This window comes from Methylobacterium oryzisoli (assembly GCF_046557895.1).
GTDB lineage: Bacteria > Pseudomonadota > Alphaproteobacteria > Rhizobiales > Beijerinckiaceae > Methylobacterium > Methylobacterium oryzisoli.
On the sequence record NZ_JBKIBX010000020.1, the window covers coordinates 45,251 to 57,157 of the forward strand.

Genomic DNA, 11,907 nt, shown 5'->3' on the forward strand with positions numbered 1-11,907 from the left:
CGCCCGGATGGGCGCCCGACGGGTGGGAGGCGGGGCCGGGGCGGCCGGATCGGGCGGGGGCGGGGCCGCGGGGACCGGCTCGCTCGCCCTCTCCTCCGGCGGCCGGCGGTAGGCGGCGGTCCCCGGCAGGCTCACGGGGTCGAGGATCTCGGAGAAGGAGGGGTTCGGCTCCGCGTGGCCGAGCAGCAGCCAGCCCCCGGGCCGCAGGCGGGCGGCGAGCGCCCGCACCACCGCCGTCACGGTGTCGGGGTGGAAGTAGATCAGGACGTTGCGGCACAGGATGACGTCGTAGTCGGTGAGCGCCAGCGATGCGGTGCCGTCCACGAGGTGGAGCAGGTTCTGCGGCTCGAACCGGGCGAGCCCGCGGTATTCGGGGCGCAGCACCCAGGTATTTTCCCGCGCGCCGCGGCGGAAGTAGCGCGCCCGCTCCTGGGGCGAGAGGCTGCGCAGCGCCCAGGCGCCGTACTCGGCCCGGCGCGCCGTCGCCAGCACGTCGCGGTTGATGTCGGTGCCGGTGAGCGCGATGCGCCAGTCCGGCAGCCGCTCGCCGAGGAGTTCGTGCAGCAGGATGGCGAGCGAGTAGGTCTCCGGGCCGGTGGAGCAGGCCGCGCTCCAGACGCGCAGGCGCCTGTCCTCCGCCCGGGCGGCGATCCGCTCGGGCAGGATCGTCGCCCGCAGGGCGGCGAACTGCTCCGCGTAGCGGAAGAAGAAGGTCTCGCCGATGGTGATCTCGGCTTCGAGCGCAGCCCATTCCTCCTCCGAGCCGTTCAGCCGGGCGAGGTAGGCGGCGGCGTCCGGGGCCGCCGCCGCCCGCAGGCGCGCGCGCAGCCGCTCCCAGAGCAGGTCGTCCTTGTCGGCGTAGTAGTGGTGGCCCGTGCGCGCGACGACCGCCGCCTTCAGCGCCGCGAAGGCCGGGTCGTGGATCGGGGCCGCGGATGGGGCTCTCACGCCGGCCCCGTCACGCCGCCCACTCGGCGAGGCGGTCCTGGGCCGCGCGGGTCTGGGCGTCGAGGCGCGCCCGCTCCTCGGCGAGCAGGATGCGCTCCGGGCTCAAGCCGTGCAGCAGACGATCCCCGAGGCGGATCTCGTGCGTCACGCAGCCGTTCAGCGTGGCGCCGTCCGCCACCGGCGTCATCGCCTCGGGCGCAACCTGCACGAGGTCGGCGGCGCGGTCGACGAGGAGCGCGAGCGGCGCCGGCCCGGCCATCAGCAGGAGGTGGCGGTAGACCATCCGGCGCGAAGGTGCCGGCCGCGCGAGGCCGAACAGCACCGCGAGGTCGAGCACCGGCACCGCCCGGCCGCCGAGGTTGAAGTAGCCCGCGAGCGCCGCCGGCCCGCCGGGCGGGCGCCACAGGCGGGGCAGGGGCAGGATCTCGTCCACGGCCGCGCCCGGCACGGCGCAGGCCGTCCCGGCCACATCGACCACCAGATGGGCCGTCGCCCCCGCCATCACGCCCCCGGCTCCGAAAGGTCCCGCGCGCCGGTCCGGCGCGGTGTTCTGCGCGCCAGATAGGCCCCCGGCGGCGAATTCCCAACCGGGCCATGCCGGCTGCGCCGAAAGTCGAAGCCGGCGCTCTTGAAACCGGTTGACCGGCCGCCCCCGCCCGCGTACGGTCCGCGCCACTTTTCCAGAGGCAGGTGCATCGCGACATGCGCGCGGGTCTTATTGTAAGGGAGGCGCCACGGACGGGGCGGGCTTGAGACAGCTCGTGAGCCCCTCGGTGGCGCATGCAGGGTCCTTCGGGACCCTTTTTTATTGCCCGAACGGACCCGGCGCGGCGGACAGGGACAGGGAAGGGAGCAGGCGATGAGTGCGGGCGAGGTGATGACCGGTGCCGAGATGGTGATCCGGGCGCTGCAGGATCAGGGCGTCGACACGCTGTTCGGCTATCCGGGCGGCGCGGTGCTGCCGATCTACGACGCGCTGTTTCACCAAGACGGCGTCCGCCACATCCTGGTGCGCCACGAGCAGGGGGCGGTGCATGCCGCCGAGGGCTACGCCCGCTCCTCCGGCAAGGTCGGCTGCGTCCTCGTGACCTCGGGTCCCGGCGCCACCAACATCGTCACGGGCCTCACCGACGCGCTCCTCGACTCGATCCCGCTCGTCTGCATCACCGGCCAGGTGCCGACCCACCTGATCGGCTCCGACGCGTTCCAGGAATGCGACACGGTCGGCATCACGCGCAGCTGCACGAAGCACAACTACCTCGTGAAGTCGATCGACGATCTGCCGCGCATCCTGCACGAGGCTTTTTACGTCGCCTCGCACGGGCGGCCCGGCCCCGTCGTCATCGACCTGCCCAAGGACGTGCAGTTCGCCAGCGGCCTCTACCGGCGCCCGGTGGAAAACGCCCACAAGACCTACCGGCCGACCATCCACGGCGACCCGGACAGGATCCGGGCGGCGGTGGCCCTGATGGCGGGCGCGCGGCGCCCCGTCTTCTACACCGGCGGCGGCGTCATCAATTCGGGGCCGGAGGCTTCGCGGCTGCTGCGGGAACTCGCCCGCGCCACGGGCTTCCCGGTCACCTCGACGCTGATGGGGCTGGGCGCCTATCCGGGCTCGGACCCGCAGTTCCTCGGCATGCTCGGCATGCACGGGACCTACGAGGCGAACCTCGCGATGCACGAGTGCGACGTGATGGTCTGCATCGGGGCGCGGTTCGACGACCGCATCACCGGCCGGCTCGACGCCTTCTCGCCCTTCTCCAAGAAGATCCACGTCGACATCGACGCCTCCTCGATCAACAAGACCGTCAAGGCCGATATCGGCATCATCGGCGACTGCGCCTCCGTGCTCGGCGAGATGCTGCGGGAGTGGCGGGCGATCACGCCCGAGCCCGATACGGCGCGGCTCACCGAGTGGCTGTCGAAGATCACCGGCTGGAAGGCGCGCGAGTGCCTGGGCTACTGGCCGTCCGGCACCACCATCAAGCCGCAATACGCGGTGCAGCGCCTCTACGAGGCGACCAAGGGCCGCGAGACCTACGTCACCACGGAGGTCGGCCAGCACCAGATGTGGGCGGCCCAGTACTACAAGTTCGAGGACCCGAACCGCTGGATGACGTCCGGCGGGCTCGGCACGATGGGCTACGGCCTGCCGGCCGCGATCGGCGCGCAGCTCGCCCATCCGGGCGCGCTGGTGATCGACATCGCGGGCGAGGCCTCGATCCTGATGAACATGCAGGAGATGTCGACCGCCGTGCAGTACCGCCTGCCGGTCAAGATCTTCATCCTCAACAACGAGTACATGGGCATGGTGCGGCAGTGGCAGGAGCTGCTGCACGGCTCGCGCTACTCGCAGAGCTACTCGGAGAGCCTGCCGGACTTCGTGAAGCTCGCCGAGGCCTACGGCGCCAAGGGCATCCGCTGCGAAAAACCCGGCGACCTCGACGCGGCGATCCAGGAGATGCTGGACTACGACGGCCCGGTGATCTTCGACTGCATCGTCGACAAGACCGAGAACTGCTTCCCGATGATCCCCTCCGGCAAGGCGCACAACGAGATGCTCCTGTCGGATTACCTGGGCGAGACCGGGGCGGAGCTCGGTTCGGTGATCGGCGAGGAAGGCAAGGTCCTGGTCTAGGGGCTCGGGGGATACGATGAACGCCATGAACACGCACTACCCCGACCCCGTCCGGGTCGAGCCGGTCAACCGCCACACGCTCGCGGTGATCGTCGACAACGAGCCCGGCGTGCTCGCGCGCATCGCCGGGCTGTTCTCCGGCCGCGGCTACAACATCGAGAGCCTGACGGTCTCCGAGACGGAGCACGCGCGGCACCTCTCGCGCATCACCATCGTCACCACGGGCACGAACGCGGTGATCGACCAGATCAAGGCGCAGCTCGACCGGCTGGTGCCGGTGCACCGCGTCGTCGACCTGACGCTGCAGGGGGACTCGCTGGAGCGCGAACTGTGCCTCGTGAAGGTGGCGGGGCGGGGCGAGCACCGGGTCGAGGCGATGCGGCTCGCCGCCGCCTTCGGGGCGCGCACGCTCGACGCGACGCTCACCTCCTTCGTGTTCGAGCTGACCGGCTCGACCGAGGAGATCGACCGTTTCGTCAAGCTGATGTCGGCCATCGGCCTCGTGGAGATCTCCCGCACCGGCATCGCCGCGATGGGGCGCGGTCCCGAGCCGATGTGAGGCGGGCCTGCCGCCACAGCCCCCGAGCCGGCGCACGGCGCCGGACCGGTGGCCGCTGCGGCGAATGGTGCTAAGGCTCGCGCCGCTTCCCGCCCCGCGCCCCGCGGGGCGCTTCTTTGGCGACGATGACGAACCCGCTCCTGGCGTTCTGGATGCGCCCGCGGCTGCTGGCCATGGCCGTCCTCGTGCTCCTGCTGAGCACCGTGCTGCCGTTCGAGTCCATCTGGACGCGGCTGATGGCGGGGTGGTGCCTCGGCGTGGCGGGCTACGTCGCCCTCGTGGTCTGGCTGACGGGGCGGCAGACGCAGGACGAGCTGCGCCGGGAAGCCTCGCGCCTCGACGACAGTGCGCTCGTGGTGTCGCTCTTCGCGCTGCTCGCCGCGGCGGCGAGCTGCGTGGCGGTGGCGATGCTGGTGTTCGACCAGCAGGAGCACGACGCCTACCGCATCCCCCACATCGCCCTCGCGGTCATGACCCTGGTCTGCGCCTGGGCCTTCGTGCAGGTGATCTTCGCCATCCACTACGCCCACCTCTACTACGGCGAGGACGAGACGGGACGCAGCCGCGGCGGGCTCGACTTCAACGGCGACCCCGCGCCGGATTTCTGGGACTTCGTCTACTTCTCGGTGACGATCGGGGCGACCTCGCAGACCTCCGACACCGACATCACCGCCAAGACCATGCGGCGGGTCGCCACCGTGCAGACGGTCTACGCCTACTTCTTCAACACCAGCGTGCTGGCGCTCGCGGTCAACATGGCGGCCGGCTTCGTGCAGCGCTGAGGCACCGATCCCGCATCATGTTGACCGCCGAACCGGTGACCCCTTCGGCGCATGAGTCTCATCCCTTCACGGCGACCAGCACGGCGCCCAGCGCGATCAGCCCGACGCCGAGCCAGTTGAGGCCGGAGAGCCGCTCGCCGAGAAAGAGCACCCCGAACACCGCGACCAGCACCACGCTGAGCTTGTCGAGCGGCGCGACCCGGGCCGCCTCGCCGAGCTTGAGCGCCCGGAAGTAGCACAGCCACGAGCCGCCGGTCGCGAGGCCCGAGAGGACCAGGAAGAGCCAGTACCGGCCCGGGACCGATCCGGGCGCCTGCCACTGGCCGCCGGCCGTGAGGAGCGCGCCCAGCACCGCCACGATCACCAGCGTGCGCACGAAGGTGGCGAAGTCGGCCCCGACCCCGTCGACCCCGACCTTGGCGAAGATCGCGGTGAGCGCCGCGAAGGCGGCCGAGGCGAGCGCCCAGGCCTGCCAGCTCAGGAAGAACCCCCGCATCCGCCCCTCAGAACAGCTTGCGCAATTCGCTCTTGAGGATCTTGCCGTTCGGGTTGCGCGGCAGGATCTCGTCGTGGAACAGGATGCGCACCGGCACCTTGAAGGCCGCGAGCCGCGCGGCCACGAACCCGCGCAGCTCCTCCTCCGAGGTGTCCTGCCCGCGCGCCAGCGCCACCACGGCGCCCGGCTCCTCGCCGAGTGTCGGATGCGGGATCGCCACCACGGCGGCATCCACCACCGCCGGGTGCTCGTGCAGGGCGTTCTCGACCTCGCAGCAATAGATATTTTCGCCGCCGCGGATCAGCATGTCGCGGGCGCGGTCGACGATGGTGATGAAGCCCTCGGGATCCATCCGGGCGAGGTCGCCGGTCGCGAGCCAGCCGTCCCGGAAGGCGGCCTCGGTGTCCGCGGGGCGGTTCCAGTAGCCCGCCACCACGTTCGGCCCCTTCACGTGCAGTTCGCCGACCTCGCCCGGGGGGAGGTCGCGCCCGTCCGGGCCGGCGATGCGCGCCTCGCAGACCGGCAGGGGCGGGCCGCAGCTGTCGGGGCGGTTGAGGTAATCCTCGGCCTGATGGTGCGTGAAGGTGCCGGAGGTCTCGGTCATGCCCCAGCCGGTGGAGGGCTGGGCGTGCGGGAAGGCGGCCCGCAGGCGGCGCACCAACTCGGCCGGGGCGGGGGCGCCGCCGTAGGTGACGACCTCCAGCGACGAGAGGTCGTGCGTGTCGGCGGCCCGTCCCTCCAGGAGCTGCCAGGCGATGGTCGGCACGCCCCCCGCGGTGGTGCAGCGCTCGCGCGCGATCAGCGCCATCGCCTGCGCCACGTCCCAGCGCCGCATCAGGACCAGCCGGGAGCCCCGCCACAGGGCGGGGATCAGCGTGGCGAAGCAGCCGGTGACGTGGAAGAACGGGATCGCCACCAGGGACGCCTTCTGGGGCGCGCCCGGGGCCGGGACCGGCACCGGCTCGCCGCGCCGCACGAAGGCGCGCGCCTGCGAGTAGGGATGGGCCATCACCCCGCAGGCGCCGGCGCGGTGGGTGCCGATGGCGCCCTTCGGCCGGCCGGTGGTGCCGGAGGTGTAGAACAGGGTCGCGACGTCGTCCGGCGCGAGGGGCAGGTCGGGCACCGGCGCGTCCGGCAGGCCGGCCCAGGCGGCGACCGGGCCGATGATCGCGTCGAGGCTCTCGGCTCCCGGCGGCGCCGCGCGGGCGACCAGCACCCGGGTGAGCGCCGGGCAGGCGGCGCGCCGCTCCGCGAGGCGCGCGAAGCGCTCCTCATCGACGATCGCCACCGCGGCCCCGCAATCGTTGAGCGCGTAGTCGAGCTCCGGCCCGGTCCACCACGCGTTGAGCGGGGCGGCGATCGCGCCCGCCAGCAGGGTGGCGAAGAGCGCGACCGGCCATTCGGGCAGGTTGCGCATGGCGATGGCGACCCGGTCGCCCGGCCGCACGCCGCCGCGGATCAGGTCCTGGGTGAGCGTGAGCGCGGCGCGCGCGAAAGCCTCGTAGCTCGCCCGGTCGTCCTCGAAGACCAAAAAGGTTTTTTCGCCGTACCGCCGCCCGGCCAGGAAGATGTCGCGCAGCGTCGGCGGCGCCTCGCTCCAGACCCGGGTCGGCACGCCCCGGATCATCGCCTCGCCGACCGCGAAGGGGGCGCCCGGCGCGGTCAGCCGCGCGGTCGCCTCGGCGAAGGACAGGGCGGGCCAGTTTTCCGGAAGAGCGGAGTCCGGGAGAGGGGAATCCGGGAGGGCGGCGGTCTCGGTCATCGGCGGCCTCGGGACGGGGGCGTTCGGGTCCGGGCGGGGCTCGGGGGCAAAGCTCGGGGGCAAGGGCTCGGGTGCGAGGCTCAGGTAATCGTCTGGCCGCCGTCGATGACGATGCTCTGGCCGGTCATGAAGGAGCCCGCCGGGCTCGCCAGGAAGACCGCGGCGCCCGCGATCTCGTCGGGCTGTCCGATGCGGGCGAGCGGCGTGCGGGCCGTGTAGGCGGCGCGGCTCTCCGGGTTCTCCCACAGCGCACGCGCGAAATCGGTCTGGACGAGGCCCGGGGCGATGCAGTTGACGCGCACGTTGTGGGGCCCGAGTTCGACCGCGAGGTTGCGGGCGAGCTGGAAATCGGCGGCCTTCGAGACGTTGTAGGCACCGATCACCCCGGAGCCCTTCAGGCCGCCCACCGACGACACGAGGATGATCGACCCGTCGCGCCGCGCGATCATGCCCGGGACGGCGAAGCCGATCAGCCAGTGGCTGGCGATCACGTTGTTGTCGAGGATCTTGCGGAACTGCTCGTCGCTGATCCCGCTCATCGGGCCGTAATAGGGGTTCGAGGCGGCGTTGCAGACCACCACGTCGATGCGGCCGAAGCGCGCCTCGGTGGTGCGCGCGAGGCGCTCCAGATCCGCCTTGGCGGAGATGCTGGCCGGCACCACGATCGCCCGCTCCTCGCCGTGGCGCGCGTTGATCGCGTCGGCCACGGCCCGGCAGCCCTCCTCCTTGCGCGAGGACACCACGACCCGTGCCCCGTGCTCGGCCAGGCGCTCGGCGATGGCGCGGCCGATGCCGCGCGACGAGCCGGTCACGATCGCGACCCGGCCGGAGAGATCGAACAGCGTCACCGGCGCTCCTCCATCGTGGCGACAGGCTCTCGCGCAGGGGCCACGCGCGCAAAAGCCCTTGCGTTTTGGCCGGACCTTAGCTCTCTATGGCGATTAAGCAAGCCGCCCTTTCGAAAACGCGGCGGCCGGGGAGGGATGCCGAGGGCGCACGCCCACGGTTTTGGGCCTTGCGGCGCCATACCCGATCCTCGATAAGTGAGCCAAAGCCCGGTCCGGCCGCCCGTGCGGCCCCCGGGCAGGAGGAGACTGGAGATGCGGGAAGCCGTCATCGTCGCCACCGCGCGCACGCCCATCGGCAAGGCCTACCGGGGCGCCTTCAACGACACCCAGGCCCAGGCGCTCGGCGGCCACGCCATCGCGGAGGCGGTCAAGCGCGCCGGCATCGATCCGGCCGAGGTCGGCGACGTGGTGATGGGCGCGGCCCTTCAGCAGGGCTCCACCGGCTCGAACATCGCCCGGCAGGCGGCGATGCGGGCGGGCCTGCCCCCGAGCGTGGCGGGCATGAGCCTCGACCGGCAATGCGCCTCGGGGCTGATGGCCATCGCCACCGCCGCCAAGGAGATCGTGGCCGACGGGCTCGACGTGGCGGTGGGCGGGGGCCTCGAATCGATCTCGCTCGTGCAGAACGACAAGATGAACCGCTTCCGCGGCGCCGATCCCTGGCTCGTGGAGCGCCTGCCCGCCCTCTACATGACGATGCTGGAGACCGCCGAGACGGTGGCGGACCGCTACGGCATCTCCCGCGAGGCGCAGGACGCCTACGCGCTCTCCTCGCAGCAGCGGACGGCGGCCGCGCAGGAGGCCGGGCGCTTCGCCGAGGAGATCGCCACCCTCACGACCCGGATGAGCGTCACCGACAAGGCGACGGGCGAGACCTCCTCGCGTGAGATCACCTTGTCGCAGGACGAGGGCAACCGGCCGCAGACGCGCCTCGACGACCTCGCGGCGCTCAAGCCCGTGTTCAAGGACGGCCAGCGGGTGAAGGAGGGGCGCTTCATCACCGCCGGCAATGCCAGCCAGCTCTCGGACGGGGCCTCGGCCAGCGTGCTGATGGAGGCCCGCGAGGCCGAGCGGCGCGGGCTGCAGCCGCTCGGCGCCTACCGGGGCATGGCGGTGGCGGGCTGCGACCCGGACGAGATGGGCATCGGCCCGGTCTTCGCCGTGCCCAAGCTCCTGAAGCAGCACGGCCTGAGCGTGGACGACATCGACCTCTGGGAGCTCAACGAGGCCTTCGCCTGCCAGGTGCTCTACTGCCGCGACAAGCTCGGCATCCCGGACGAGCGCCTCAACGTCGACGGCGGCGCGATCTCGATCGGGCATCCCTACGGCATGTCGGGCGCACGCATGACCGGCCACATCCTGCTCGAAGGCCGCCGCCGCGGCGCCAAGTACGGCGTCGTCACCATGTGCGTCGGCGGCGGCATGGGCGCGGCCGGGCTGTTCGAGATCTATTGAGAGAGGCGGGGCCGGCCAGGATCAAGCGCGGGCAGCACCCCCTCTCCCGTGCGGGAGAGGGGTAGGGGTGAGGGTCCCGGGAGAGGGCAGCAGGAAGACGCGACGGTATCGGCTACCAGCACCACGCCTCGTGCCTGATCCTGAACTCTTCCGCTCCCCTCACCACCCTCAGCATTTCACTGCGGCGTCACCTGAACCCTCACGCGGGATCTTCGATCGCCATACCCCTCTCCCGCACGGGAGAGGGGATCCCGCGCTTCCCGCGATCGGCCTCGGCCCTAGACCTGTACGGATGCACCCCGGAGGAGCACGCGCGATGACTGAAGCTACCCCCGTCTCCGAGAGCCGCGAGGGCAGCGTCGCGGTCCTGACGCTGCAATCGCCCCCGGTGAACGCGCTCGGCTCCGCCCTGCGCGAGGGAATCCGGGCGGCGGTCGAGAGGGCGGAGGCCGATCCGGCCGTCGCCGCGATCGTGCTGATCGGCGGCGGGCGGATGTTCTCGGCCGGCGCCGACATCACCGAGTTCGGCAAGCCGCAGAGCGGCCTCAGCCTGCCCGACCTCCTCAACCGCATCGAGGCGGTGGGCAAGCCCGTGGTCGCGGCGATCCACGGCAACGCGCTCGGCGGCGGCCTGGAGACGGCACTCGCCTGCCACTACCGGGTGGCGGTGCCCTCCGCGAAGGTCGGCCTGCCGGAGGTCAAGCTCGGCATCCTGCCGGGGGCCGGCGGCACGCAGCGCCTGCCGCGCATCGTCGGCCCGCGCCAAGCCCTGGAGGTGATCGTCGGCGGCGCCCCGATCGGCGCCAAGCAGGCGGCCGCGATGGGGCTGATCGACGAGCTCGCCCCCGAGGATTCCTTGCGCGCCCACGCGGTCGCCTTCGCGGAGCGCGTGGCGGCGGAGGGGCGCCCTCTCACCAAAATCCGCGACCGCCAGGACCGGATCGCGGAGGGCCGGGACGATCCGGGCCTGTTCGACGCGTTCCGGAAGGAGAACGCCCGCAAGATGCGCGGCTTCGAGGCGCCCGAGGCCTGCATCGCCTGCGTCGAGGCCGCCTGCCGGCTGCCCTTCGAGCAGGGCCTCGCCTTCGAGCGCGAACAGTTCCAGAAGCTCGTCTCGGGCGAGCAATCGGCGGCGCAGCGCTACGTCTTCTTCGCCGAGCGCCAGACCGCCAAGATCCCGGACGTGCCCGAGTCCACGCCCGCCCGCCCGGTCGCCAGGGTCGGCATCATCGGCGCCGGCACGATGGGCGGCGGCATCGCCATGAACTTCCTCAACGCCGGCCTGCCCGTCACCATCGTGGAGACGAAGCGCGAGGCCCTGGACCGCGGCCTCAAGACCATCCGCACCAACTACGAGAACACGGCCAGGAAGGGCCGGCTGCGTCCCGAGGACGTCGAGACCCGCATGGGCCTTCTGACGGACACGCTCGACCTCGACGCGCTAAAGGAGTGCGACCTGATCATCGAGGCGGTGTTCGAGGACATGGCCATCAAGAAGGAGATCTTCTCCCGGCTCGACCGCATCGCCAAGCCCGGCGCGATCCTCGCCTCCAATACCTCCTACCTCGACATCGACGCGATCGCCGCCGCCACGGGACGCCCCGGCGACGTGATCGGCCTGCACTTCTTCTCGCCCGCCAACGTGATGCGCCTGCTCGAGGTCGTGCGCGGGGAAAAGACCGAGAAGGACGTCATCGCCACCGCCATGCAGATCGGCCGGCGGATCGGCAAGATCGCGGTCCTGGTCGGCGTCTGCCACGGCTTCGTGGGCAACCGCATGCTCGCCCAGCGCCAGCGCGAGGCGAACCGCCTGATCCTCGAGGGCGTGAAGCCCTGGGACGTGGACCGGGTGATCCACGCATTCGGCCTGCCGATGGGGCCCTTCGCGATGAGCGACCTCGCGGGCCTCGACATCGGCTGGAGCCGGGAGACGAACAAGTCCGAGACCGTGCGCGACCTCCTCTGCGAGCAGGACCGCCGCGGCCAGAAGACGGGCGCGGGTTTCTACGACTACGACGCCAAGCGCAACGCCACGCCGTCGCCCGTCACCGAGAAGATCATCGCCACGGTCGCGGACCGGCAGGGCGTGCGCCAGAAACCCGCCACCGACCGCGAGATCCTGGAGCGCTGCCTTTTCCCGATGGTCAACGAGGGCGCGAAGATCCTCGACGAGGGCAAGGCGATCCGCGCCTCCGACATCGATATCGTGTGGATCAACGGCTACGGCTGGCCGGTCTACCGCGGCGGCCCGATGTTCTGGGCCGACGGGATCGGGCTGCCGACGGTGCTGGAGCGGCTGCGCGCCTACGAGGCGGAGTACGGCGACGCCTTCCGGCCCTCGCCCCTGCTGGAGCGGCTGGCGGCCGAGGGCAAGGGCTTCAAGGATCTGTAGCGGGCAGCATCCCCTCTCCCGTGCGGG

The 11,907-nt window shown here is 71.7% G+C and carries 10 protein-coding genes; 5 read left to right on the plus strand and 5 right to left on the minus strand.

Features of this window, described 5'->3' with window-relative positions:
* Together ACKUB9_RS19405 and ACKUB9_RS19410 are read right to left on the minus strand one after the other, a co-directional pair.
* The coding region (locus ACKUB9_RS19405; protein WP_410825870.1) for a CheR family methyltransferase at positions 1 to 948 on the minus strand (948 nt) is incomplete at its 3' end.
* 10 nt (positions 949 to 958) lie between these two features.
* Positions 959 to 1,450 (minus strand): chemotaxis protein CheW, encoded by a 492-nt coding sequence (locus ACKUB9_RS19410; protein ID WP_407525685.1) that lies wholly within the window; start codon positions 1,448 to 1,450, stop codon positions 959 to 961.
* A 357-nt stretch (positions 1,451 to 1,807) separates the two neighbouring features.
* On the opposite strand from ACKUB9_RS19410, the gene ACKUB9_RS19415 reads away from it, so the two are divergent.
* From ACKUB9_RS19415 to ACKUB9_RS19425, 3 genes are all read left to right on the plus strand, one after another.
* The gene (locus ACKUB9_RS19415) at positions 1,808 to 3,586 is read left to right on the plus strand and encodes an acetolactate synthase 3 large subunit (protein ID WP_407525682.1); all 1,779 of its coding nucleotides are present in this window, start codon (positions 1,808 to 1,810) and stop codon (positions 3,584 to 3,586) included.
* Positions 3,587 to 3,602: 16 nt separating this feature from the next.
* Positions 3,603 to 4,145, plus strand: a complete 543-nt coding sequence (ilvN, locus tag ACKUB9_RS19420) for an acetolactate synthase small subunit (RefSeq protein WP_407525679.1) — start codon at positions 3,603 to 3,605, stop codon at positions 4,143 to 4,145.
* A 125-nt stretch (positions 4,146 to 4,270) separates the two neighbouring features.
* On the plus strand, positions 4,271 to 4,927 hold the full coding sequence (locus ACKUB9_RS19425) for a DUF1345 domain-containing protein (protein ID WP_407525677.1): 657 nt from the start codon (positions 4,271 to 4,273) through the stop codon (positions 4,925 to 4,927).
* Between the two features lie 58 nt (positions 4,928 to 4,985).
* On the opposite strand, the gene ACKUB9_RS19430 is transcribed toward ACKUB9_RS19425, so the two are convergent.
* The 3 genes from ACKUB9_RS19430 to ACKUB9_RS19440 all read right to left on the minus strand — a co-directional run bounded on the left by ACKUB9_RS19430 (position 4,986) and on the right by ACKUB9_RS19440 (position 8,033).
* Positions 4,986 to 5,423 (minus strand): EamA family transporter, encoded by a 438-nt coding sequence (locus ACKUB9_RS19430; RefSeq protein WP_407525674.1) that lies wholly within the window; start codon positions 5,421 to 5,423, stop codon positions 4,986 to 4,988.
* A gap of 7 nt (positions 5,424 to 5,430) precedes the next feature.
* Positions 5,431 to 7,185, minus strand: coding sequence for a class I adenylate-forming enzyme family protein (locus tag ACKUB9_RS19435; RefSeq protein ID WP_407525671.1), 1,755 nt, complete (start codon positions 7,183 to 7,185; stop codon positions 5,431 to 5,433).
* A gap of 80 nt (positions 7,186 to 7,265) precedes the next feature.
* Positions 7,266 to 8,033: an SDR family oxidoreductase gene (locus ACKUB9_RS19440; RefSeq protein ID WP_407525668.1), complete on the minus strand. Its 768-nt coding sequence runs from the start codon at positions 8,031 to 8,033 to the stop codon at positions 7,266 to 7,268.
* Positions 8,034 to 8,285: 252 nt separating this feature from the next.
* On the opposite strand from ACKUB9_RS19440, the gene ACKUB9_RS19445 reads away from it, so the two are divergent.
* Both ACKUB9_RS19445 and ACKUB9_RS19450 read left to right on the plus strand, forming a co-directional pair.
* Complete coding sequence (locus ACKUB9_RS19445) at positions 8,286 to 9,488, plus strand: acetyl-CoA C-acyltransferase (protein ID WP_407525665.1); 1,203 nt, start codon at positions 8,286 to 8,288, stop codon at positions 9,486 to 9,488.
* 316 nt (positions 9,489 to 9,804) lie between these two features.
* Positions 9,805 to 11,880, plus strand: a complete 2,076-nt coding sequence (locus ACKUB9_RS19450; protein WP_407525662.1) for a 3-hydroxyacyl-CoA dehydrogenase NAD-binding domain-containing protein — start codon at positions 9,805 to 9,807, stop codon at positions 11,878 to 11,880.
* The last annotated feature ends 27 nt before the right edge of the window (positions 11,881 to 11,907 follow it).